Origin of the sequence: Burkholderia sp. S171, assembly GCF_009766085.1 — a bacterium.
Lineage (GTDB): Bacteria > Pseudomonadota > Gammaproteobacteria > Burkholderiales > Burkholderiaceae > Caballeronia.
Window position 1 is genome coordinate 72089 of record NZ_LMUF01000039.1, and the last position, 24249, is coordinate 96337.

Annotated in this window: 22 protein-coding genes; 7 read left to right on the top strand and 15 right to left on the bottom strand. The window is 58.4% G+C overall.

The window, feature by feature from the left end:
- Nucleotides 1-103: 103 nt before the first annotated feature.
- From dctP to GSQ93_RS21030, 6 genes are all read right to left on the bottom strand, one after another.
- Entirely contained in the window at nucleotides 104-1201 is a 1098-nt protein-coding gene (gene dctP, locus GSQ93_RS21005) for a TRAP transporter substrate-binding protein DctP (protein WP_216857649.1), read from the bottom strand.
- Nucleotides 1202-1325: 124 nt separating this feature from the next.
- Complete coding sequence (locus GSQ93_RS21010; RefSeq protein WP_158937574.1) at nucleotides 1326-1814, bottom strand: hypothetical protein; 489 nt, start codon at nucleotides 1812-1814, stop codon at nucleotides 1326-1328.
- 781 nt (nucleotides 1815-2595) lie between these two features.
- Nucleotides 2596-3210, bottom strand: a complete 615-nt coding sequence (locus GSQ93_RS21015; protein ID WP_158937575.1) for a hypothetical protein — start codon at nucleotides 3208-3210, stop codon at nucleotides 2596-2598.
- Nucleotides 3207-3830: a type VI secretion system amidase effector protein Tae4 gene (locus GSQ93_RS21020; protein ID WP_158937576.1), complete on the bottom strand. Its 624-nt coding sequence runs from the start codon at nucleotides 3828-3830 to the stop codon at nucleotides 3207-3209. Before GSQ93_RS21020 ends, GSQ93_RS21015 begins: the two co-directional genes overlap by 4 nt.
- 3 nt (nucleotides 3831-3833) lie before the next feature.
- Entirely contained in the window at nucleotides 3834-4376 is a 543-nt protein-coding gene (locus GSQ93_RS21025; protein WP_158937577.1) for a PAAR domain-containing protein, read from the bottom strand.
- Complete coding sequence (locus tag GSQ93_RS21030) at nucleotides 4369-4746, bottom strand: PAAR domain-containing protein (protein WP_158937578.1); 378 nt, start codon at nucleotides 4744-4746, stop codon at nucleotides 4369-4371. The genes GSQ93_RS21025 and GSQ93_RS21030 overlap by 8 nt, the downstream gene beginning before the upstream one ends.
- Before the next feature lie 713 nt (nucleotides 4747-5459).
- Between GSQ93_RS21030 and GSQ93_RS21035 the strand changes: the two genes are divergently transcribed.
- The 3 genes from GSQ93_RS21035 (at nucleotide 5460) to GSQ93_RS21045 (ending at nucleotide 8598) form a co-directional block, all read left to right on the top strand.
- Nucleotides 5460-6320, top strand: coding sequence for a MurR/RpiR family transcriptional regulator (locus GSQ93_RS21035; protein WP_158937579.1), 861 nt, complete (start codon nucleotides 5460-5462; stop codon nucleotides 6318-6320).
- A gap of 351 nt (nucleotides 6321-6671) precedes the next feature.
- The gene (locus tag GSQ93_RS21040; RefSeq protein WP_158937580.1) at nucleotides 6672-8018 is read left to right on the top strand and encodes an aspartate aminotransferase family protein; all 1347 of its coding nucleotides are present in this window, start codon (nucleotides 6672-6674) and stop codon (nucleotides 8016-8018) included.
- Between the two features lie 25 nt (nucleotides 8019-8043).
- Nucleotides 8044-8598 carry a carboxymuconolactone decarboxylase family protein gene (locus tag GSQ93_RS21045; protein WP_158937581.1) on the top strand — a complete coding sequence of 185 codons (555 nt, stop codon included), beginning with the start codon at nucleotides 8044-8046 and terminating at the stop codon, nucleotides 8596-8598.
- A gap of 69 nt (nucleotides 8599-8667) precedes the next feature.
- Here the strand turns inward: GSQ93_RS21045 and GSQ93_RS21050 are convergent, their stop codons facing one another.
- On the bottom strand, nucleotides 8668-9561 hold the full coding sequence (locus tag GSQ93_RS21050) for a glutamate/aspartate ABC transporter substrate-binding protein (RefSeq protein WP_158937582.1): 894 nt from the start codon (nucleotides 9559-9561) through the stop codon (nucleotides 8668-8670).
- Nucleotides 9562-10072: 511 nt separating this feature from the next.
- Here GSQ93_RS21050 and GSQ93_RS21055 point away from each other — a divergent pair.
- Nucleotides 10073-10972, top strand: a complete 900-nt coding sequence (locus GSQ93_RS21055; protein ID WP_158937583.1) for an NAD(P)-dependent oxidoreductase — start codon at nucleotides 10073-10075, stop codon at nucleotides 10970-10972.
- A 15-nt stretch (nucleotides 10973-10987) separates the two neighbouring features.
- On the opposite strand, the gene GSQ93_RS21060 is transcribed toward GSQ93_RS21055, so the two are convergent.
- The 3 genes from GSQ93_RS21060 to GSQ93_RS21070 form a co-directional block, all read right to left on the bottom strand.
- The gene (locus GSQ93_RS21060) at nucleotides 10988-11779 is read right to left on the bottom strand and encodes an SDR family NAD(P)-dependent oxidoreductase (RefSeq protein WP_158937584.1); all 792 of its coding nucleotides are present in this window, start codon (nucleotides 11777-11779) and stop codon (nucleotides 10988-10990) included.
- Between the two features lie 35 nt (nucleotides 11780-11814).
- The gene (dhaL, locus tag GSQ93_RS21065; RefSeq protein WP_158937585.1) at nucleotides 11815-13524 is read right to left on the bottom strand and encodes a dihydroxyacetone kinase subunit DhaL; all 1710 of its coding nucleotides are present in this window, start codon (nucleotides 13522-13524) and stop codon (nucleotides 11815-11817) included.
- Between the two features lie 124 nt (nucleotides 13525-13648).
- Nucleotides 13649-14542, bottom strand: a complete 894-nt coding sequence (locus GSQ93_RS21070) for a LysR family transcriptional regulator ArgP (protein WP_158937586.1) — start codon at nucleotides 14540-14542, stop codon at nucleotides 13649-13651.
- A 175-nt stretch (nucleotides 14543-14717) separates the two neighbouring features.
- Here GSQ93_RS21070 and GSQ93_RS21075 point away from each other — a divergent pair, with 175 nt between their 5' ends.
- Both GSQ93_RS21075 and GSQ93_RS21080 read left to right on the top strand, forming a co-directional pair.
- Nucleotides 14718-15836 (top strand): aminotransferase class I/II-fold pyridoxal phosphate-dependent enzyme, encoded by a 1119-nt coding sequence (locus GSQ93_RS21075; protein WP_158937587.1) that lies wholly within the window; start codon nucleotides 14718-14720, stop codon nucleotides 15834-15836.
- A 170-nt stretch (nucleotides 15837-16006) separates the two neighbouring features.
- Entirely contained in the window at nucleotides 16007-16261 is a 255-nt protein-coding gene (locus GSQ93_RS21080) for a DUF6440 family protein (protein ID WP_158937588.1), read from the top strand.
- Nucleotides 16262-16390: 129 nt separating this feature from the next.
- Here the strand turns inward: GSQ93_RS21080 and GSQ93_RS21085 are convergent, their stop codons facing one another.
- Nucleotides 16391-19846, bottom strand: a complete 3456-nt coding sequence (locus GSQ93_RS21085; protein WP_158937589.1) for an autotransporter outer membrane beta-barrel domain-containing protein — start codon at nucleotides 19844-19846, stop codon at nucleotides 16391-16393.
- Between the two features lie 277 nt (nucleotides 19847-20123).
- On the opposite strand from GSQ93_RS21085, the gene GSQ93_RS21090 reads away from it, so the two are divergent.
- A complete protein-coding gene (locus GSQ93_RS21090) occupies nucleotides 20124-20327 on the top strand; it encodes a cold-shock protein (protein ID WP_031362205.1) in 204 nt (67 codons plus the stop codon).
- A gap of 168 nt (nucleotides 20328-20495) precedes the next feature.
- On the opposite strand, the gene aqpZ is transcribed toward GSQ93_RS21090, so the two are convergent.
- The 4 genes from aqpZ to GSQ93_RS21110 form a co-directional block, all read right to left on the bottom strand.
- The gene (gene aqpZ / locus GSQ93_RS21095; RefSeq protein WP_158937590.1) at nucleotides 20496-21236 is read right to left on the bottom strand and encodes an aquaporin Z; all 741 of its coding nucleotides are present in this window, start codon (nucleotides 21234-21236) and stop codon (nucleotides 20496-20498) included.
- A 392-nt stretch (nucleotides 21237-21628) separates the two neighbouring features.
- Entirely contained in the window at nucleotides 21629-21904 is a 276-nt protein-coding gene (locus tag GSQ93_RS21100) for a hypothetical protein (protein WP_254073971.1), read from the bottom strand.
- 177 nt (nucleotides 21905-22081) lie between these two features.
- Complete coding sequence (locus GSQ93_RS21105; RefSeq protein ID WP_158937592.1) at nucleotides 22082-23500, bottom strand: DUF2252 domain-containing protein; 1419 nt, start codon at nucleotides 23498-23500, stop codon at nucleotides 22082-22084.
- 122 nt (nucleotides 23501-23622) lie between these two features.
- The gene (locus GSQ93_RS21110) at nucleotides 23623-24231 is read right to left on the bottom strand and encodes a hypothetical protein (RefSeq protein WP_158937593.1); all 609 of its coding nucleotides are present in this window, start codon (nucleotides 24229-24231) and stop codon (nucleotides 23623-23625) included.
- Between the last annotated feature and the right edge of the window lie 18 nt (nucleotides 24232-24249).

A 24249-nucleotide genomic window follows, 5' to 3' on the forward strand; every position in this document is an offset into this window, starting at 1 on the left:
TGACTCGTTGCGTGCTCGCGATCGTTAAAACCCGAGCGTAACCTACTGGCTCCTCGGGTTTGCATCAAAGCCAGTTTCAGCGTGGTTTAGCTAATAGCAACTGCTAACCCATTACATCGTTCATTATCGAGTTAACCTTTTCGAAGACAGGACCAACATTCGTAGCGCCTTTGCGTTGCTGCTCTCGCACCCAAGCATCCTGTACGTCCTTATACTTTGTGGCAGCCCCCCAGCGTTCCAGTTCATTCGGATCTAGTATCCGGACGTTGGCGCCGCCTTTCCTCAATTCATCTACCTGGGCATCGAAGTTTTGGTCCATTACCGACCCCAAAGTGCGGTAGGACGTTTCAGCAGCGCGCTGTATAGCCGCCCGATCCTCTGGCGCAAGTCCGTTCCAAATATCGTTGTTCATGGCTAGAACATAAAGATGGCCCAGCCACAGATCCTTTGAAACCAGCACATACGGTGCAGCCTCGTGAACTTTTAGCATGTACCCGCTGTCGACGTTTACCATCAAACCATCCAGCGTCCGCGCCTTTAAGGCGTCGTAGATTTCCGGTCCCCAATGCATCGAAACCGGGGTAGCGCCTGCATTCTTCAGGAAATCCTGATGCCAGAAGCTGGCAGACCGCCACTTCTCCCCTTTTAGGCCGTTCAGGTTATTTAACGGTTTGGTGCTGAAAAAAGCGACCGGGTATCCGGTCGCAAGAAATATAGGCACGACGTTATTCTTCTTAAGTTCTTCCGAAAAGGCTGGCGCTTCTGCGTACACCGAGCGGAAGAAATCAACTTGTCTGCTCGCGGACGGGCCTTTCGGAAAGCTCTTGAAGATTTGATGCAATGGCAGTTCCTTGGCGGTGTATTCCGGCACGACAATAGCCATATCCGCAACACCTGTGTTCCCGACCGCGCGCAAAGCATCATAACTGCCGGCAAGCTGCCCCTCCCAATGACCCACTATATTGAGGCGCCCGTTCGATTCTTTCCCAATGGCCGGAAAGAGAACGTCGTTGATGAACCGAGTTCGCATCCCACCTAGAGGTTCATGATCGGTGTAGGTAAGTATCCTGGAGGCAGGCGCCACTACTTGCGCTACGGCGCTCGATAGAAGTGACGCGGATGTGATCGCACCGGCCGATGCGCTCAGGAAGCCCCGGCGGCTAATAACGCGTCCATCGAAAATTTTGCTAATTATTGTCACGACAACTCTTTGAATAAGGACCAGTGTTGCAAAAAATTTAACGTCGCTTACTTTGCGTTCGCGACTTCAAGACGTCGATGCTCTCCGAGGCGACCAAAAGGCTTTTCACATTGCGCTATGCCAATTAGGCAGCGTTGCCATTGAGGGATCGTTCGCAGCGCGCTGACTCGACCAAAATCACTGCCTGTAATCCTTGTACCGTACGAGTTGCAATGGTCATGTGCAGGAATTCAAGACTCGGCGTAACCGGCCGTGCCGCCTCCGCTTTTATGTAGTGTCCGTGCAGTTTCCAACCGCAAAGCCCTCCTGCCGAAAGCAGCATGAGCACGCTCAATGCCGTGCTAACCACCGCCGCCAATCGAGCCGTAAAGCTCAGCCTTCGGCCAATCGTTGCAAGCGAGTCCACCGGACCGCCGATGGCCAGGCGCGTTCCGTTCCAAAAATCAGTATGCCCCTGCTTGCATCGTCCGATTTTTCTCCATCGCGGGTCCAGTATCGCGAAAAAGCAACGATGCCGGTTTGGCCCTTGATCGTGGATTGCCAGTTGGTTCCAGTCATGTTTTCCGCCGATGCAACCCACGTATTCGCGGTGTTTCCAAACTATCACGGTCATATTTTGAGTATTTTCAGGATTCCCGAATTCTGCCGCGTAGATCCCACTTCATTCCCTTCTCACTGGTGGGGTCCCGCCGTGCTAGCGATCAACCAAGCGGCCGGTAAGCGGACCACGAGAAATACAAGCAGCCAGTAATCAATAAAAGGACGACGAACGTCGCGATCCATCTCGCGAAAGACCATCGCTTACCGATGCCGACGAAAGCGGTTGTCCCATACACGAGTGCTGGACCAACGAACCATGAAATAAAAATTGTCATGACCCACCAAGGTACATCGCAATGATCAATTTCGTAGCATCCCCGCACGAGCCTTTTTGAAGTGGACCAATCAATCCGACTTGTCACATAACCAAAAAACCATGCTGCAAGAAACCCAAGCGTCATAGCCGATATGACAGCCCAAAGTCGCTTCACTTCATATCCCAAAAGAGAATTTTCTTCGACTTACCCAAATCTGAGTCGTAGGGGCGGGTTGGCATTTTTAATGTAGTGCAAAAGTCTGCAACATGACAAGAGCACCATTGTTTGTCAATCGCGCCCAAACTGAAGACGCTCAACGCGCTTAGTCAATTATTCGCCTGATTGCTTCACTGGATGGATGTCCGTGCCGTAAGAGCGACTGCGAGCCCGCGACGAAAACCTCTTTATCGGCACACAGCGAACTACGGATGTCGCCACACCATTCAGGCCCCTCGCGACGATGACGCGTGACATCTATACAAAGACATGCCTCAAGGTAGCTGGGTACTCGCAGTCAGTTGACGCCGGTTGAACTAACTACTGACCAGCGCAGAGATCCATTGAACGAAGCGCTATAGCATCCGGCAGATTTTCGCTGGGAATAAGACTGAATGCGCGCCAATCCGCTTCATTCACGTACACAACTCCATCCTTGCAAAGCATCTGCGCCTGTCTTGGCCGCTTTTCACATTGCGCCGTACCAATTAGGCAGCGCTGCCACTGGGGAATTATTCGCACCCGCTTGACTGGACCAAAATCACTGCCGGTATATGCTTGTATAGCACGTGTCGCAATGGTCATGTGCAGGAAATCAAGACTTGGTTTAACCGGTCGTGCTGCTTCCGCTTCTGCGTAGTGTCCATGCAGTTTCCAAACGTAAAGACCCCCTGCCGGAAGCAGCGTAAGCACGCTCAATGCAGGGCTAACAGCTGCCACTAACCTGATCGTAAGGCGGCGCTTTCGTGTTGCGAGATGGCCAATCAAGACAAATCCAAAGCCGCCGCCTACCGCGGAAATAAAAAATACTCCGAACGCCCGGGTTTCACAGTCGTATCCGCACTTCGGAGTAAACGCCAGGAGCAAATTTGCAGTGAACCAACCTGCTACCAGCCCTGCGAAGGCAAAGGACAGGATTGCTAGGAGCCTTTTCACTTCACTTCCCAAAATAAGATCTGCTTGGACTGTCCCAAATCAGAGAATCCAAATCGGCGTCCACCGAAAAACGAAGTCATGCCCAGTCTTCGACCGATCGTTGCAAGCGAGTCCACCGGACCGCTGATTGTGAGACGCGTTCCGTTCCAAAGATCAATATGTCCCCCGCTCGCATCATCCGATTTTTCTCCATCGCGGGTCCAGTATCGCGAAAAAGCAATGATGCCGGTTCGGCCCTTGATCTTGGATTGCCAGTCCGGTCCCGTTATGTTTTCTGCTAACGCAACCCCTGCGATTGGCCGCAATTCTAGCCACTCTGCCAACTCGTCGGCTCTCGTTGCGGTGGGCTTGCCGTCGAGCAAAATTCGGCCAATGCTCGCCTTACCCGGAGCCGGCTTAATCATCTTCTGTGAGAACGACTTCATCTCGATGTTGACTCGATGGAAAGTCACACTCATTCGAATCGCACATTGATTCCCGTACTGCCCGTTTGGATCATCGTACGGATCGCCGGTCGCGTAGGTGTCCCATAGTTCTTGGAAGCTCAATACATTAAGAGACACCGCCTTGACAGAATTAGGCGTTGAGTTCGTTCGGACCACTGTTTTCTCGTTCGGCATAGCTCAGACTCCACCCTGTTTTGAAAGGGCTTGATCGCCCCAATACACGGTGTATTCGTCACCATCATCAGTGACGATGCGGGGTAACTTGCCGCTTGCATCGACTCGTCCAGCATACGTCCGCCCGTCGACCATTTCGATAAGGTACGGATAACCGTCAAGTGCAACGCTTGCGGCGGCGCGGACCTGCTCGTCAAACATGCCGGTCGGGAGAGAAGATTCCGAAGTGACTGCAGCACCCGCGTTGCGCGTAACTGCCGAACCCGAGTGTGTATTGACAAAGACCCGGGGATTAGCGCCTACGATGACTCTGTTCTTTCCGCACGGACACAGCACCAAGTCGCCGTCAACGACGATGGATCGCGCCTTCTGGGAAATTCCCTTGCCCGTGCCGAACATCTTGAATAGGCCCTTGCAGTGACCGCAAGTTGCCTCATCGCCGCTGAGTGCGATTTTTTTTCCACCATCGTGAATAGTAGACGAGTACGCAGTGACAAAGCCGCCGGTTGTCGTTGAGTCGCCGTGCCGTACTGCCGCCTTACGCATGGGTGCTTCCGCCGTGTGCGGCGCTCTGGGAAAGCGTATAGGTGTCGTCAAAGAGGCCGGGAATCTGTTCAGCATCGCGAACTTCGATACCGCATGCATCCTGCAACGTTTCAGTGATCGTATCGCCGTTGCTCAGGCGAGAGCCAACGAGGGCAAATGGCTTGTCCTCCCAGGTGGCGGCAAACCCAGCGCCGTCAATAATGGTGGCCTCGCTGCCGTCGTCGTAGGTGACTACATCGCCGACTCGGGCAAATGCCATCCCTTGATATTCTGCTTTAGTCGTTGCCCGGCTGACCCGTCCGCCGCGGCCAGTGCGCGAACCGACGGTTGCAAAAAGGTACGTTCTTTCACTCTTCTGTTGTTCTGACATGTTTAAGTCTCCTATGTGAGTGAACACTGCCCTCCGAATCAGTGCTCTCTCTAGAGTAACCGCCATGCTTGAGAATTTTTGTCAAAAATTGCCAAGAAAGCCCACGCCTCGGGCGAATTCGAAAAGACATAGCCGGCCACGAAGGAGTAAAGCTGATGGACATTGCGGCCAGCGCGATATGACGCACATCGTTACGAGGCTTTGAACCAAGCGGGCGCAATCGCCAAGATGATGGTGGTGTCGCAAACTTGCTCTAAGCGCACGACATGTCCGCACATTAAGTTACTGCGCAGCGAAAACGAGCTAGTGCCATAGACGTTTCGCAAATGCGCGGGTCTGCCTTGAGAACTGCCCGTCGCTGGACTTCTCTAACGCCGTATCCGACATGCTTTTCGCGGCGCGAAAGACGGATAGGTTTTACGTCGCTGTATCCGCCACAGGATTCGCCATGAATCGGCTATCTATATGTATGCACTGGTTTTTTTTACATGAATTTGCCGCCTAAATATCCGCCATGATCGCTGGCAAATCGAAAGATTAATATCACTCCGATCACCAATCCTCCTTCCTCTGCCTTCGCAATCGAACCGAGCCTGACGCCGGCTGAGAAATGACTGCTTCTCGACATTCATCGGCGGCAAGATCCATACAACACCCTCACCGCCCCCAACCTCGTTAAACTACAAATGTTGTCAACCTAACGAGGCTTGTTCGTGTCGTCCAATTTCGAAGACCTGGTTTCATCGATACGTGCGAAGTTTCCCGAGTTCAGTCCGCAATTCCAGGCGGGCGCTGGTTTCCTGCTGAACTTCCCCGACGAGGTCGCGGTTCTTTCAATGCGGAAGGTGGCCGAACGAGCCAACGTGCAACCCGCGGCCCTCGTGCGGCTATCGCAACAACTGGGCTTTCCAGGCTGGAACGAACTCCGCGAAATATTTGTCGCGCGTGTCCGTACGCGGCCGGAAGCGCTTACGTCCAAGGCCCGCGCGCTAGTCAAAGGCGGCTCCGGCGAATCACTAGTCCAGGAACTCGCCATCGCGCAAAGCCACAACCTAGAAGTTACGTTCGCGCAGAACGGCATGAAGATCGTCGAGGTCGCGAAGATGCTGCGCAAAGCGCCGCATGTCCACGTGGCAGGATTCCGCTCGTGTTACCCGGTCGCGTTTAGCCTTGTCTACGGTTATCGGCTATTTCGGTCATCGGTGAGCTTAATCAACGGGGAGGCCGGAACATTGGAAATGCAGTTACGCGGCATGGCAAAAGGGCATGCCGCAGTCGTAACAAGTTTCGCGCCGTATTCGGCTGAAGCCGTGCGCGTCGCGCAAGCGGCGAAAGAGCAGGGCTGCAAGCTTATCGCCATCACCGACAGCGCCGTGTCACCCCTGGCTCTCAACGCCGACCATGTGCTCATTTTTTCGCACGAAAGCCCGTCGTTTTTTCCATCGCTCGTCGCCGCGTCTGCGATAGCGGAGTCTTTGGTCGCCCATCTGCTTGCGCTTGAAGGACGATCGGCCGTCGAATTGCTCGAAGAAGCCGAATCCGCGCTTCACGCGAAGGGCGCTTACTCGTCGTAAGGATGGTTGAAGTACGAGGACGTGGCGCAGTCGCTTGCGTGGGTCTCGCACGTCCGAATTTCTCGGCTGCCATGAAATCCGCCATGGAAAGCACCCAGCCGTTGCGTCAACGTGCGCCTGTTTCTCCCCTATAACGAACATCGACTCGCGTACGGTCACGGAATATCCGGATTGACAACACATGTTGTAACAATGGAGAATAAGGCATCGCATGTTACTGATTGCTTGAGGTTGCCTAAGCCCGACCTCCAATGCTTGAGCAACGTCACTTAAGCCACGCGAACACCAACTCAGAACCCTTATTCTCCAAGCGACGAACGCCCGGGCATCGTCACAAACGTTGAGGTCAGAATGACAACCGTTTTTCATCGCGCGCCGCGAGCCAAACTTCCTATCGCAGTCGCAGGCGATGGAATCGAGATCATCGACTCGGAAGGTAAGCGCTACATCGACGCATCGGGCGGTGCCGCCGTATCGTGCCTGGGCCACAGCAATCAGCGCGTCATCGATGCCATCAAGCGGCAGGCCCAGCAACTTCCCTACGCTCACACTTCTTTTTTCACGACGGCTGTCGCGGAAGAATTGTCCGACCGCTTAATAGCAGACGCGCCCGAAGGCCTGGGCCACGTGTACTTCACATCCGGCGGCTCCGAAGCAATAGAAGCTGCCCTCAAACTTGCTCGGCAATACTTCGTCGAGAAGGGCCAAGGCCAGCGGCGTCATTTCATCGCTCGTCGCCAGAGTTATCACGGCAATACGCTCGGCGCGCTTGCTATCGGCGGAAACGCGTGGCGTCGTGAGCCGTTTCTTCCGATCCTCATTGAAGCTCATCACGTAAGCCCCTGCTACGCTTATCGCGAGCAGCGCGCCGATGAAACCGAGGAAGCTTTCGCGCAGCGCCTCGCCGACGAACTCGAGTCAAAAATCCTCGAACTCGGTGGCGATACGGTCGCCGCTTTCGTCGCCGAAACGGTTGTAGGCGCAACCGCAGGCGCAGTGCCGCCAGTGCGCGAATACTTCAAGAAAATCCGCGCGGTCTGCAACAAGTACGGCGTATTGCTGATCCTGGACGAAATCATGTGCGGGATGGGGCGTACCGGCCACCTGTACGCCTGCGCAGAGGATGGAGTGGTCCCAGACCTCCTGACGATCGCGAAGGGCCTGGGAGCCGGTTACCAGGCGATTGGGGCGACGCTGGTCAGCGACGAGATCTACAACACCATTGTCAACGGCTCCGGTTTCTTCCAGCACGGGCATACGTACATCGGTCACGCCACGGCTTGTGCGGCGGCGCTGGAGGTCCAGCGGGTGATCGCGGACGAGAAGCTGCTGGACAATGTGCAGGCAAGAGGCGAGCAACTCCGTGGCTTGCTTCGCGCGCATTATGCGAAGCATCCGTTCATTGGCGATATCCGTGGCCGGGGCTTGTTTATCGGCGTCGAGCTGGTGCAGGACCGGGCATCGAAAAAACCGTTCGGCGCCAGCAAGAAATTGCACGCAGTGATAAAAAGTGAAGCGATGAAGCGCGGCCTGATGGTCTATCCAATGGGCGGTACAGTGGACGGCGCCGTTGGCGACCACGTGCTCCTCGCGCCACCGTTCATCACTACGGCCGCACAAATCGATGAAATCGGCGCACGCCTGACCGACGCCATAGATGGTGCATTGACCGCGATCGGTGCGCCGGGCACGCGTTAAGTGACAATCAAACTCTGGACAACCCATGACCAATCGCCTTCCGAACTTCGATATCGCCAACGCCACGGACGAACAAAAAACGGTTCTTCAAAGCATTCTGAGCGGTCCACGCGGCAACTTGAACGGTCCATTCCTGGGATGGATTCATAGCCCGGAATTGGCTGACCACGCTCAACGGCTCGGCGCGTTTTGTCGATACAAGACGGGCTTGTCGCTGCGCTTGTCGGAGCTGGCTATTCTTGTTACCGCCGCGCGTTGGCAATCGCAAGGGGAGTGGTTCATCCACTACCCCATCGCGTTGGATGCCGGCGTTCCGAAGGCCGTTGCCGATGCGATCCATCGAGGCGAGCGTCCCGAATTCGATGATGCCGACGACGCGCTCATCTATGAATTCGCCACCGAGCTATACGAGACCCGTCGAGTATCGGATAAAACATTCGCAGCAGCGGTCGCGCGTTTCGAGCATGTGGTCATCATCAATCTGGTCGGATTGCTCGGTTACTACGCGTTGGTCGCGATGACCCTGAACACGTTCGGCATGCGCGCCGAAGGGCAGACCACCTTGCCGTTCCCGGAATAACGCCGCTTCAAGCGTCCAATAAAAAAGCCACCTTCCTCAAAGAAGGTGGCTTTTTAACGCTACGAGTCTTTACTCGAACGCGGTGTCGTTCGGATCGGCGTACAGCTTTTGAAGCGCGTCGCTCATCGGAAAATCAAAGCTGATGTTCTTCGGCGGCACCGGCTGCATGAACCACTTGGCGTACAGGGTCTTAATCTCCGGTCCCTTCATGACTTCGCTCATGGCGTCGTCCACCAGCTTCTTGAACTCGGGATCGTCCTTTCTCAGCATGAAGCCATAGGCTTCGGAAGACTGTGGCGTGCCGACCAGCACATAGTCCGATGGCTTGGACGCCAGCGAGCGTGTACCCGCTAGAAGCACGTCGTCCATCATGTAGGCCACTGCACGCCCTGTCTCCAGCGTCAGGCGGCCCTCGCCATAATCCTTCGCGCTGATGATCTGCATGTTCATCTTTTTCTCCTCGTTCATCTTGCGGAGAATTCGCTCGGACGTGGTTCCCTGATTCGTGACGACGGTCTTGCCGGCGAGGTCAGCGAAGTCCTTGATACCCGAGTCCTTGCGCGTCAGAAGGCGAGTCGTCGCGACAAAGAACGTGTCAGAAAATGTGACCTGGGCCTGACGCGCTTTCAGGTTCGTAGTGACGCCGCATTCGAGATCGATTGTGCCGTTCTGCACCAACGCAATCCGGTTCTGCGACGTGACCGGAATGAAACGTACCTTGAGATAAGGCTTCTTGATCTTCGCCTTCACCGCATCAATCACCTTGTTGCAGATATCTTGCGAGAAACCGATGACCTCATTGTTGGCATCGATGTAGGAGAAGGGGACTGAAGTCTCCCGATGTCCGATTGCAATCGTATTGGCGGCCTGGATCTTCGCCAAGGTGGTTTGAGCATCCTGTGCGAAGACGCCCGTGGACACAGCGGCCATCACGGCGGCTGCGAGCAATGTGGTCCGGTTCATGACATTCCTCAGTCTTCCGTTGGTTATCGATAGCGCTTCGCAGCACCATAACCATATGTTGCCATAACAAAATAAATTACAACATATGTTAACTACGGAGGGTTGGCGTGTTGTCTGGAGATGTCGTGAGTCATCGCATTCCGACCCTGCGCTCACAAAAAAGGCAGCATCAAGTCACGATGCGCATCCATGTCTTATGGTTTTTAATGGATTGATATGTATACATAGTAATAGTTAACAAGCATCGACCCTTTCTGTGGATAAGCGGTCAATCTCCCTTCGGATCAACGCTCTAGCGAAAAGGTAACTCGCGTACCAAATGTGGAGCTGGCACTTGGCCGAAGGATAACTTTCGGCGCTTCATATACAGCACCCGAGTTATCAAGATTTCGCCCACAGGACTTCACGAAGTTATGCAGGAGTTATCCAGAGCTTTGCGTGCGTCGCGGTTGCCGCGCCGTCCCGGATGGGCGACCATGCCGATAACGACTATCGAACAACGAGGTGACGCATGAAGGACGAGGTAATTGCATTTCTAGGGACCGGCCTGATGGGCGAGCCGATGGCGCGTAATCTGCTGGCGGCCGGATATGGCGTGCGAGCCTGGAATCGCTCGAAGGAGAAGGCTTCCGCGCTCGCTGAGAAAGGGGCAGCGGTTTGCAACACGCCGGCAGACGCCGCTCAAGGCGCGAACGTGCTGATCTGCATGCTAAGCGATGGCCCCACTTGCGACGCCGTGGTTTTCCACGACAAGGCTGTCCTGACTGCGCTTAGCGCCGGCGCGACGGTGATCGTGATGAGTTCGATACCCGTAGAGACCGCGGTCGAACAGGCGCGGATAAGCGCCGAGCGTGGTTATCGTTATCTTGATGCGCCGGTGTCAGGCGGCCAGCAAGGCGCGATCGATGCAACCCTCGCCATCATGGCCGGCGGCGAACTGAACACCTTCGAGGCAACGCGCGAAATGCTCGGCGCGATGGGCCGCCCGGTGCGCGTGGGCCCTGCCGGAACCGGGCAGCAGACCAAGCTTGCGAATCAGTTGATCGTGGCAAACACGATTGCTGCCGTGGCCGAGGCATTGTTGTTTGCGGAGCGTGGCGGCGCGGACCCGGCGAAGGTTATCGAAGCACTTGCTGGTGGTTTTGCCGATTCTCCGATCCTGCGCAAACACGGCCAACGCATGATCGACGAATCGTTTGCACCCGGCGGCGCGGCGAAGTATCAGTTGAAGGACACGCGCACCGCATTGGCGCGGGCACGGTCCCTCGGGCTGGAGCTGCCGGTGGCGCACATCGTGGACGCGCTGTTCGCTTCAATGGTCGATCACGGCGACGGCGATCTCGACCATAGCGCGCTCATTCGCGAGATCCGACGGGAGAATAATTTGCCGGTCAGCCGTAAAGATAGTTGAGCGTTTGGGCGCGCGTCACACGGTCTTCAACATCCCGCCATCGACGAAATAAGTCGATCCCACGCTATAGCTCGCCCGCTCCGAACACAGGAAGACGATAAAGCTCGCCAGCTCGGCGGGCGTGGCGAAGCGGCGAATAGGCGCGTGTTCATCGGCGACGTTTTGCAAATGCGCTTCCCAGTCGCCGCCCGAATCGCGTGTCAGTTCCTTGGCCGTCTTGATCCAGTCAGGTGTCAGCACAAGGCCCGGATTGATTGTGTTGACGCGGATATTGTCCTTGATCAATTCGTTCGCGAGGTTCTTCGAGAGCATCATCAACGCGGCTTTCGTCACGTTATAGATGGGCTCGTAGCCGAGCGGCTGCGTCGCGCAGATCGACGCGTTGTTCAGGATCGCGCCACCGCCACGTGCTTTCATCAACGGCACGAGACCGCGCGCGAGGCGCACGGCCGCCATCACATGAAGGTCCCAATACGACTGCCACTTCTCATCGGGCGCGTCCATGATGGTCTCGTTGCTGCCCGTGCCCGCGTTGTTGAAGAGGATATCGGCGCCGCCGAAATTTGCGCTCGCAGCAGCAACGATTTTGTCGACGCCTGCGGTGGTGGCAACGTCGCAAGCGACCGGTATCGCCGATACGCCGAACTCGCTCGCAATACGCGCGGCAGCCTCGGTCAACCGATCTTCCTGTCGCGCTGCGAGCAGCAGGTTCGCGCCTTCCGCCGCGAATGCTTCTGCTACAGCGAGCCCGATGCCAACGCTCGCGCCCGTCAACACGACAACCTTACCGCGCAGATTCAGATCCATTTTTATCGTCTCCTTTTAGTTGCTTAAGCTTAGGTTCAAGTGTTCAGCGCGCTGCGGATCGCGGCAAGCCAGAGCCCGACCGCATGCGCACCCGGATCGGCAAAACCTAGCGCACGGTCACCCACGTAACTGGACCGTCCGAGCCGCGGGGTCATCGACGTCGTTTGCGCCGCGCCTGATGCCGCTGCATCGACGGCTGCTTTCAACGCCTCGTCCGTGCCGATACCGCCTGATTTCGCGAGCGCGTTTTGCAACGCGACGGCGGCGGGATGCAGCGCATCGACCATCGTTCGATCGCCGGGATGCGCGCCACCCAGCGCCGTCACGCCATCGACAGCCGCAGTGAACGCCGCCGACCAATCCTTCGCGGTGGGTTCGCCAGACTGTTCGATAACCGCTGCCGCGCGTAACAGCATAACCGCGTAAAGCGGCCCCGATGTGCCACCGACGACGCGCCGGATCGTGGCGGACAGGGTCCGCAGCACGGCGCCCGGTGTGTTCTCCGAGGGATAGGTATCGATCTCGTGCAGGATGCTACGGGCCGCGCGAGACAAGCTGATGCCGAGATCGCCGTCGCCCACGCGCTGATCCATCTCGGTCAGGACCGGTTCCGCTTCGAGAAGACACGCGCATACCGCTTCGATAACCCGGCGCAACGACGAGTCAGGCGAGAGTCGTGCACCGCTAGCCGCCACCGGCGCGACAGGTGCCGGCTTGACTGATGCCTTCGCAACGCGACCGCTCAACGCGGGCCACGCAGTGGTCTGCGCGGTTGCGTCGAGCCATGTGAGACGCTGATCGTCTACGCGCAATAACGTGAGGGAAACGCCAGCCATCTCGAGCGCGCTCAGGAACGTGCCCGACCATGCGCGTTCGACCTGAACCTGACGTTCGCGAAGGTATCGCAGCGCCGATCCCGCCACAATGCTCAGCTCGCTCGACGGCGTGCCGCCCAGATTGTTCACGAGCAACGCGACGCGGTCATCGGGCTTCAATGCAAGATCGTCGATGATCTTCGCAAGCAGCCGCCCGACAATCTGCCCCGCCGGTTCGAGCGCACCGCGTTCCACGCCGGGTTCGCCATGAATGCCGAGACCCCATTCGATTTCATCGTCGGCGAGTTGGAAGCCCGGCTTGCCGGCGGCCGGCACCGTGCACGGCGTAAGGGCTACGCCCATGGTGCCAAGCGATGCCGCCGTGTCGCGTGCAATCTGCGCTACTTCGCTAAGCGGCCGGCCCTCGGCGGCAGCGGCACCCGCGATCTTGTGCACGAACACGGTCCCTGCAAGACCGCGCCGGCCGGCGTGCTCGCCGTGTGCCGACAGAGCGACATCGTCGGCGACGATCACCATCTCCACCACAATGCCCTCAGCCCGCGCGATCTCCGCGGGAAGGCCGAAATTGAAGCGGTCGCCCGTGTAGTTCTTGACGATGAGAAGGACGCCGGCCGGTCCGGCTACGGCGCGGATGGCATCGAGGACGGCATCGGTCGAGGGCGACGTGAAGACCTCGCCGGCTACCGCCGCGCTGAGCATGCCGGGACCTACGTAGCCGCCGTGAGCGGGTTCGTGCCCCGCGCCGCCGCCCGAGATCAGCGCCACTTCGCCGCGTGCGGCGGCCGCCTCGGCATCGGCGCGCACGATGATCGTGCTGCCCTGCAGCAACGACAAGCCCGGGTTGAGCGCGGCGAGTCCGTCGAGCATGTCGGGCACGACCGCGGAGACGTCGTTGATGAGCTTCTTCATGTCAGCCATCCTCCTTGGAAACCGCCGGCTCTTCGGTGCGAGCCCTTCGCGCTTGGGAGACATGATAGATGGCCTCACAGCATCGCGCTTTTAGGTTCTTCAGTCGCGCGTGTCAATCGAGAATTCAGTCAAGACACTCAGTCGCGCGCTGCTGAAGCATGGCCCTGAAGTCATCGAGCCAGCCGATGGACAGCCGCCAGCTCTGCCAATACAGATCGACGTCGATATGCGCGCCCGGCACCATTTCAACCAGATCTCCCGATGCGAGCGCCGGCCCGATCATCTGCGTGGGACACATGCCCCACGCCATGCCAGACAGGCACGCGCGCAGATAGCCCGCAACGTGCGGAATCAGGTGCCGCGGCGGATCGAGATCCGCCCGCGTGATCCGCCGCATGAAGCGCTTTTGCATCTGATCTTTCGGACTGAAGTCGACGCGCGGCGCGTGACGCAGCGCATCGCGCGTGACCCCCGCGCTGAAGTGCCGGTCAAAGTACGCCGGTGAGCAAACAGGCAGGTAGCGCATGCGCCCCAGCTTGGTCGAGCGGCATCCCTGCACCGGCTCGGCCTGCGTGGTGACCGCCCCTTGTACGCTGCCGTCGCGGAGTTGTTGCGCCGTGTATTCCTGATCTTCGATAACCAGGTCCAGCAGCATTTCACGTTCGGCGCAGAAGCTGGAGATGGCATCGATGAACCAGGTGCCGACGCTGTCGTCGTTGACCGCCATGCGAAACGTCGGCCACTTCCCGGCGAGCATGCCCGGCAAGGTCGGCATCTGCCCGCCCAGTTCGGTTTCCAGACGCTGCACGCGTTCTATATGACGGCAGAGCAACGTGCCTGGCGGCGTGGCAATACAGGGCTGACCGCGCTTCACCAATACGCTTCCGACTCTTTCCTCCAGCAGCTTCACCCGCTGTGAAACGGCCGATGGCGTCACGTTCAGTTCCCGCGCGGCGCGATCGAACGAGCCGAGGCGCACGACCGCGCCGAGTGCATCGAGCAAGGCGTAATCTAACATTAGGAAAATTTAACTCGCATTAGGAAAGTTAGCTTCTTTTAAGCAACGATGAGGGGCAGACTACGCCTCTTGGTAGTGCCCGTCCACCGGCCTTTTTACCGGCCCAAGGCTCTGGATGCCGCTCGTGCGCGCCTCGCTACCCGCTGCAAAGACAGCACCCTCTCCCGGAAAAACCATGACTCCATCGCCGTTTCAACTCGAGCGTTATTTCGCCGTTCACGAATTCACCGCACGCTATCTGCTGTGCAGTTCCGACCCGGAATCCATGTCGATTGCGGAACTGCTCGCGTTCGAACCCGGTTCTTTGGAAGGGCTTGGCAGCCTGCGCCTCGGATACACCGAATATCCGGGTGCGCCCGAACTTCGGCGGGAAATTGCGACGTTGTACGAATCAATTGGCATAGACAATCTCATCGTGCACACGGGCGCACAGGAAGCGATTTTCTCGTTCGTCCATTCGATGCTCAAGGCAGGCGATCATATGATTGTCCACATGCCCGGTTATCAGTCGCACTACTCGATCGCTGAAGCGGCGGGTGTTTCCGTGTCGCCGTGGTTTGCACGCGAATCGGAGAATTGGGCCCTGGATCCCGACGAATTGGAGAAGCTCGTCAGGCCGGAAACGAAGGCATTGGTGATCTGCGCGCCGCACAATCCGACGGGTTATCTGCCTGATCGCGAGCGGTTTGACGCGATCGTCGATTTCTGCCGGCAACGTGGTCTATGGCTATTCAGCGACGAGGTTTATCGAGGGCTGGAGCATGATCCCTCAGCGCGTTTGCCCGCCGCGTGCGATGTCTACGAGAAAGCGATATCGCTCGGGGCTTTATCGAAGTCGCATGGCTTGGCGGGGCTGCGCGTTGGGTGGGTCGCCACGCGGGACCGCGATGTGCTCGCTGCCATGAGCACGTTCAAGGACTACCTGACTATCTGCAATAGCGCGCCCAGCGAGTATCTCGCGGCCATTGCGGTGCGTCACACCAGCGCGTTGATCGAACGCAATACGTCGATTGTCAGGAGCAATCTGGCTATCCTCGATTCGTTCTTCGAACGTCATCACGAGCTTTTGGAGTGGCGCCGGCCGTCAGCAGGGACGGTCGCTTTTCCCAGACTGAAGCGAGAGGGCGCAGAGATTTTCTGTGCTGAAGTCCTCGAACACACCGGCGTGCTTCTGCTTCCCAGCACGCTGCTCGATCATGGCAATGCGCATTTCCGTATTGGCTTTGGGCGTCGAAACATGCCGGAGATACTGAAAATATTTGAGAACTATTTGCTCGAGCGCGGTACGAAGTAAAACCACTGGGGGAGCAGTCGATTGGTCCAGGTTTGTCGACCTATCCCCTCGCGGGTCAGTGCCGTGTCGCACTGACGCTTTACCCTTGTCGATACACTCGTACACTAAGGGGCTATATCGCTAAGACTCACGGACTGCAATCACGGACTGCCAATCACGGAGCACCAAATATGAAGTGGCTACTTGTATCGTTTGCAGCGTTGGTTGGATACAGCGCACATGCTGAGAACGCTGAACCGAAGCATGCTGCCGGTGCCGACTCATCACCGCGATTCACCCGCGAGACCACCGAGGACATCAACATCCAGGTGGAAACGGATCACGAAACGGGTTGCCGCTACCTGATTGCAGAAAGCCATGGCATCACGCCGCTGCTGAAGAGTAACGGCGCGCCCGACTGCAACGCGCCAAAACTCGGTCAGTGATAGCGGGCATAGCCCTTGGGCGATCTCAGACCGCCGGCAAATGAGCCAGAGCGCGGCAAATCACCGAGCCAAGCGTAGAAGTCGCGCCGAAAAGCGCGCCCACCCATGACGGCGGGAACCTGAGCGCATCTACCACTTCCACCGGACGCCCGCATTGCCGCCGATAGTCCGTTGATGTGAACCGCCCAGATTCGTCAGATAGCTCGCCGTGACGAACGCGCTGCCCGACCGCGTGACCTGAGCGACCAGCCCCACGTTAAATTGCCCAGCCGTCTGTCCCACACTGCCAGGGATCACGGTCGTTCCGCCGAAGGTCGTGCTGTCGCCTTCGCCGAATGCACGCAGGACGCTCACACGCGCATACGGTTGCCACGTCATTCCCGCGCTGCTGAACGTTTGCTGCACCCTCACGCCCACGCGGCCGGTGTATGTGTTGCCGTTGTTGAACGACACGGAGGACACGCCGTCGTTGAAGTCATTGAGGGACAAGTTTTGCCAGATGATCTGCGCTTGCGGTTCGATGACAATCGCCCCGCCCAGCGCGATCGGGAAGCCGCCCTCGACTGAGCCCGTCACCGCTGTGCCGTGCGTTCCCGCGCTGGTCCCTTGACTCGATAACGGGTCCACCGTGATCGACGATCCCATCAGCACCGCATCCGTGTACCAGCCCGACGGACCGACATGCGTCCAGTATCCGCCGAGGCTATAGGCGTTCACCGCCAGATGGCCGACATCGACATTGGGAAAGCCTAGCGCAAAGCCGTCGACATCACCGACTGCGCGGGCGAAGCCGACGAACAAACCGTAGTGGTTCCGATGACCCGACGCCGTCACGTCCGAGTAGAGGTCGTGGCCTACTTGCGCGCCGTAAATCGAGCCATCGAACTCCGGGTTCGCCGCGCCGTCCTGGCTGCTGACCGAATGTCCGCCCCAGACGCGTCCCCACGCGGCCGGCAGCGCGCCGGTATCGGTGAGCAAGGACTGGTCGCCTTGCCGGTCGTGGAAGTTGTCGATTTGCTGAATGCCGATCTGCCTGGCGACCATGGGAATGGCGGAGTACAGCGCGACTTCCGGGCGATACAAGGGAATCGGCGCGGAGCCGGCCGGCGGCGGGGCAGGCAAGGGCGGAGAACCGGCGGCGGCAATCGGGCCGGTGTCGGCCGTACTTTCGGGCGGCGTGCCCGTGGGTGAGCTACCTGTGGGTGAGCTGCCCGTGGGTGAGCTGCCCGTGGGTGTGCCCGGTGAGGTACCCGTGGGTGAGCTGCCCGTGGGGGCACCCGGCGATGTACCGGCAGGCGCTCCCGGCGCCGTCGAACCTGAACCTGATGGCGTGCCGGGTTGCATCGGTGGAACCACGGGTGCGGGGGCGACGGTATTGCGCAAATACCAGCTCTCGCTGGTCCCGGCCGTCACGCCGCCCTTCGCCAAATAGTACGAATACGCGCCCGCCTGAATGGACGCGGGGAGCGAAAACGCGCCGAGGGCAGAGGTGGCGCCATTGGCGGCCTGAACGACCTGTATGCCGTTGGCGACGGTCGCGGCCCCCGTACCGCCAATGTTCGTCACCAACAGCGTGCTGGAGCCGCTGGCATTGCCACCGTTGATCACAAGACGGTCCGAAGCGGAATTGTCAGGCCCGACGACCGTATTGAGCGCGATACGGGCGTTTTGTCCGACATAGTTTCCCGTGACGACAAGCTGATTGCCCACGCCCGCCCCGGCAATCTGGGCGAGTCCGTTATTGGTGAGCTGTCCCTGGACGCTAAACGTCCCCGATGCCGACGATGCAAACCCCGGGAGCGCATTCGCCGCAAAAATAGTGCCGTTGTTCGTCACATCGCCGACCACGCTTCCATACCCGCCAAGGTTTGCCCCGGCCGCTACCGAAACGGGGCCGCCGCCACCAAGCGTCGCACTTGAATGCGATATATCACCGACAGCGAGCGTGCCCGCACTGATCGTCGTTCCACCGGAGAATGTGTTGGGTGCCTGAAGCAGCAATTGTCCGGTGCCAAGTTTGGTAAGCGAACCGGTGCCTGAAATTCCCTGCGCGACGGTTGTATCGAATCCTTGTGTATCGATGACACCACCCGCCGCACCCAGCGCGATAGGACGCGTTGCCGCCAGATCCAGCGCGTTGTTCAAACGCAACGTGCCGCCATCGAGCGTGAGACTGCCCGTCGGGGCGCCGAGCGCGTTATCTGCGCCAATCGCGAGCGTCCCTGCGTTGACCGTCGTTCCGCCGGAGTAACTATTACCGCCAGCGGCAGCCGGGGCGAGCGTGAGCGTGCCCGCGCCATCTTTCTCCACCGCGCCCGTGCCCGACAGGGTGCCGGCGTAGCTGCCGTCGATGGTTTGCGCAAACTGCACTAGCCCGTTGTCGGTGACGGTCGACGGCATGTTTTGCGCGGTCGCCCGGAGCGTGCCGGGGGCATCGACCAGAGCGACGGTTGTCGGCGCGAACAGGCCGGTCAGGGTGAGCGTGCCGGTCTGTACTTCGGCAAGATTGAAGTCGCCCGTGCCGCTGAAGGTCCAGGCGTCGCCTGACATGCGCAAGGTCTGGAACCGGGTGAACGCGTTCGATGCCGTCCCCGTTCCCTGCAGAATCACCGTGCTCGCGCCCGGGCCGCCACCGCCGTCAGCGGCGCCAATGATTTGCGAACCCGTCTGGAGAATCAACGTGTTGGCGCCGTTACCCATGGAGACGGCCGTGGTTCCACCCGATTGCAAAAGCCCTGCATTGATGACGGTGCTGGCGCCGTTCAGGGTTCTGACCGCCGCCCCGCTTTGACTGAAAATCTGGCCACCCGCACGGTTTTCAATCGTCGCTGAAAAGCTGGAACCCGCGGTGTTCGAGAACACGGCGTCCGAGTCCGCGCCGGTCGCCGTGATGGTGCCGGTGTTGACCAACGAGTCGTTGTTGCCTTGCAGGTAGGCGGTGGGGCTGTTCGCCCCTGACGTCGATAGACTCCCGCTGTTGTTGATCGTCCCGCTGCCGCCGATGATCGAGGCCGCGCGGGCGTTGCTTCCCGACGTTGCAACGGAGCCGGTGTTGACCAGGGTGTTGTTTAATTGCCCTACGTTCGTCTGTCCCCAGGCCGCCGACATCCCGTACGCATTCGGCCCAGATGTAGCAATCGCACCGTTATTGGTCAGGGTATTGCCGCTGCCGTTAGCGGCCATGCCGTCGTTGTAGGCGCCGGTTGTGGTGATCTTGCCTGTCGACGTATTCGTGAGATGGTTTCCATCGCCCGTGCCGAGCAGGACAGCGCCACGGTTGGTGCCGGACCCGCCGCCGCCCGTGAACGTCAATCCGCCGCTATTGGACAGGCTGCTCGCGCCCACGACGCTAAATGCGACCGGCGCGCTCGCGCGGAACAGGGCGGCGGACACCGTGGAGTCAATTCCAATGGTGACCGCGCTCGAACCGGCCACCGCTGCGATCGGGAGAATGCCGGTGCCGGTACAGACAACCGTCGTTCCGGTCGTCGGCGCAGTCGAACTGCAGGCTGCATGGGCGGTTCCGGACAGCGCTTCCGATACCAAAACGGCGCTGCAAATGCCGATATCCAGCACTTTTTTCATGGACAGGTGCTCTCAGGACCCTCGATGACAGCTAAAAATAGACTTTTTTCTTTGTCTTACCAAATGTTTTATTTATTATCTGACTTCCGGATTGTTGGCGCGAAGCATCTCCGGACTGCGCACGTGACGGTTTTTGGAGCTTTGTTTTGGAAACATCGGGCAGAATCCAATTGCAGACTGTCATTTTCGCGTGGTAAAAGGAGTCTGCAACGCTTGGCCGATTGACGGCCGGTGGCGCTACCAAACGGAATTACGTCTCTTCTAGGAAAATCAGCAAATGGCAACAGGTATTGTGAAGTGGTTTAATGATGCGAAGGGTTTTGGCTTCATCACGCCGGACGGCGGTGGCGATGACCTCTTTGCGCATTTCTCTGAGATCCGCTCGGAAGGCTTCAAGACACTCCAGGAAAATCAGAAAGTAAGCTACGAAGCGAAGCAAGGCCCGAAGGGTCTGCAAGCATCGAACATCCAGCCGCTGTAATTCGTTACAGCCCGGCTTGATTGCATGACCGAATGGCCCGCTTAGGCGGGCCATTCGTTTTTTTGCTGCATCAGGACAGGCTAGGTCGCAGACGCTGCGAGCGGCCGTTGTCCGGGGATGCTCACAACATGGCCCTACGGCCCTATCAGCCCGTCCAGCAGCCCCGCATCAAGGCGCATCGATAGCCAAAGGCGCCGGGGCAATCGCCATGACCTTCTCGGGAAAGAGCCGCGGATATAACGCGCCCGCAATGCATGCCCCAATGATGGGCGCGACCCAGAAAAGCCAGAGTTGTCCCAATGCAGCGCCGCCGGCGAACAACGCGGGTCCGGTCGAGCGTGCGGGATTGACTGAGGTATTCGTCACCGGAATGGATATCAGGTGAATCAGCGTCAGGCAGAGACCAATGGCTAGCGGCGCGAAACCGTTGATGGCGCGTCCGTCGGTTGTACCGAGAATGACCATCAGGAAGAAAAACGTCATCACGACTTCGCAGATCAGCGCGGCTCCCATCGAATAACCGCCGGGTGAACGCGCGCCATATCCATTCGATGCAAATCCACTGGCCGCCGCATCGAATCCGGGCACGCCAGACGCAATCAGATACAGCACGAATGCCCCAATGGTCGCGCCGACAACCTGCGCGACAATATAGGGCGCCAGGTCGCGGGGAGGAAAGCGGCCAGCGACAGCCAGGCCTACGCTAACCGCCGGGTTCAAGTGGCAACCCGATATATGTCCCAATGCGTAAGCCATGGTCAGGACGGTTAATCCGAACGCAAATGCGACGCCTGCAAATCCAATTCCGGTTCCGGGAAACTTGGCCGCGAGAACGGCACTGCCACAACCGCCAAGTACTAGCCAAAACGTGCCAAACATTTCCGCGGCAAGACGTTGTTGTAATCGCATGATGTGCCATCCAAGATTGGTAACGGTTTCAATACGAATTGGCCAGATTGCGCGAAGTGACAATTGCGCTTCACGAAGAGCATTGCTTTTTTGTCGTCAATCCTGCTTCCGTTTCTGCTTCGAGTTATGTGTCTGGCCGGCCCTTGCCACAAGACTCACCCGCGCGCTTGTTATGCACGCGCAGCGGTAGATACGGACGAATTGCCTGTGGAGTGCGTGATGCAGTGCATCTACAACATCGCTTGTTGTGCGATCGAGTCGCGCCCGGAGTGAGGTCGCTTGGGCACGAATTCAGTGTAGGTCAAAGTTTTTAAAAATCGATGTCATCCCTAGTTCGGAATAGGTTTGCGTACAAGTATCAGCAGCAGCACGCCTTTGGCGTTCCGCGCTTTCTACTGTTTAAGCAATTGCCATTTGCTATCCGGGCCGCCGTCTTTGCAAGCAGTCGGCGCCCAGGTTTGCGTCTGGCCTTTTGCCTTGGCGACGATAGCAAGCGTCCGGCAATTCCGGTCACCCTCCTTGCGCGTATTGAGCGGCGTAATGCTGCCCTCTACATGAACCGGATTTCCGGTGCCGTCATTGTTCCAGTCAAGCGCTTCACCGTCCTGCTTCGAGTCCAGGGCCGTTCGTGCAGCATGGTTGAGTTGCTGCAGGTCACGCTGTTTCATATAACTAATCGGCGTGTCCATCAGAAAGCCAAGATTGGCTGCGTAGGAGCCCGCGGCATAGCTTAGGAATACGCTGCAAATAGCTAACCGAAGCCAGCCGGCGCGGCCCCACGAGGATGATCGATTGTGCATAAAGCTTCCTTAAAGTACGGCTTGCCACTGGACTTGGCCGGCCGTTCAAACATGAAAGTCTGCCGCCATATCCTCGTCCGTCCGGGCGACTATCCGGCCGCTTCGGACGGCTTGGGTGAACAGGTCGAAATCGCGTTCAACCTGATCCGCATAGTCCTTCGAATAGGTCACCAGCGCTTCAGCGAATTGAGCACCCTGGCCCAGATAGGCGCTGATCTCGATAGCCTTGCCGCTCGCTTTTGCATGAGCGCGCGCGAGTATCCAGCCGCATAAGCGGGCGTAACCTTCCAGCACGTCGATATCGAATAATTCGATGTTCGCCGACAGCTTCATGTCCCGCAGCTGCCGGAAATAGAAATGGCGTCCCGATGGCCCGGTCGCCCAGCCAAGGAAGATGTCGCTGGCGGCCTGCATCACGCGCTGGCCGCGCACCACGCGCTCGCCGGCATGGTCCAGCCGCTCGGCATCGGAATGCTGTTCGATCACGGAGGGCCGCGCTTCCTTGATCTGCAGGAACATGGGTTTCCCCAGTTCATCCATCATCAACAGAACCAGGCAGCGAGTCCCCACGCTGCCGACGCCCACTACCTTGAACGCAAGATCCTGCGCAGTGAAATGTTTAAGCAGCGCCCGTCGGTCGTGGCTAAGCGTTTTCACATACTGCGGAAACATCCCCTTGATCAACGCTTGCCAGTTCCCCAGCTTGACCCAGTCATCATCGGCTTCGAACAGCGTGTTCGTGCCGTGCACGTGGAACATGCCCGGCGGCATGTCGCGAAGAGTCCAGGCATCGGTTTCGTCATTAAATTCAGCCACCTTCTCAAGCATGCTGTCGTGTGTGCGGTTCGCTGCTTTTTCCATGCCTTTACGCAACGCGCGCCTGCGCTCGGGCGTCACGGCGGTCTCAAGCATCCGGTCGAAAGTAATGCGCTCGTACCAAAGCTCCAGGGCGCTATAACGTGCGTATTCCTGCATGCGCGTCTGGTATTGCGTCACCAGGGATTCGATCAGACTCTCGCCTGTCAGGCGGCTTAAGCGCATGTGCCGTGCGGCCACCATGAAGCTTGCAGCCAGTCGTTTGAGATCCCATTCCCACGGGCCGAGCGCGACTTCATCGAAATCATTCAGGTCGAACACGAGCTGGCGTTCCGGCGTCGCGAATCCGCCGAAGTTCATCAAATGCGCGTCGCCGCAAATGGGCATGACCAAGCCCGTATTTGATATCTTGCCAAGGTCGTTAGCCTGCAGGATCGCGCTGCCCCTGAAGAACGTAAATGGCGATGCCATCATCCGCCCGTATCTGAGCGGGATCAGCCGTTCTACGCGTCCCTTGCTGTTTTGCTCAAGCAGTTCAATGGGGTCGCGGTCGATCGTTCCAATCTTGGCGTGCGCCGAACGGGCCATGTGCTCGCGGTGCGCTTTTCCCGCTGCCATACGCGACGCCGTCTTGTTTTCAGCCGCCATCTACGCCCCTTTTATGTTGCTTACGCCGCTTGTTCACGTTGTTTGCTCAGGTCACGCACCGGCCGCACGTCGCCTTGCACGAGCGGCCGGTCCGCATCACGGCTCCTTTTCCGGCTAGCCGGTTACTTGATTGGAGCGCCGTTGCGTGTCACCAGTACGGCAGTCGCTTCAATAAATTCGGCGTGGACGCTGTCGCCGACCTTTATTCCCTTGAGCGAAACGTCGGGTCCCGCTTGCAACGTTTCTGTTTTATTCGGGCCGCGAATCGTGATGGTCCGCTTTGCAGGGTTGACCTTCTGAACCGTTGCCAGCACTTGTACCCGACGTGCGGTCGCAGTCGAGCCGCCGGATGCCGGGATGGTCGCGGTTTCGTCGACCCGCTCGCGAATACCGTTCGATGCCACCTTGGTGGCGCGGATCAGCACGGCGTTTTCGTACCGGATATGCACAACATCGCCGATCTGCAACTTGCTGACGTCGCCTACTTCGGGATTCACGGCAATATCGACGACTCTGCCGCCCGCGCCCTGCAACGAGACACTATTCGATGCAGTGTCGATGCCGACCACCCGTGCCTGGACTTCCGCGGTGGCGGCGCCACCCACTCCGCCTGGACCGGCGGCAGAGGCTGCGTTCTGTGAAAACGCCGGAGCGGCAAACAGGGCGGAAACAACGATTGCTGCCGTGAGTGTGTTGATGCTGAAAATCCGCGACGGGTGTTTGCGAGTCATTAGGGAATCCTTTCGTTC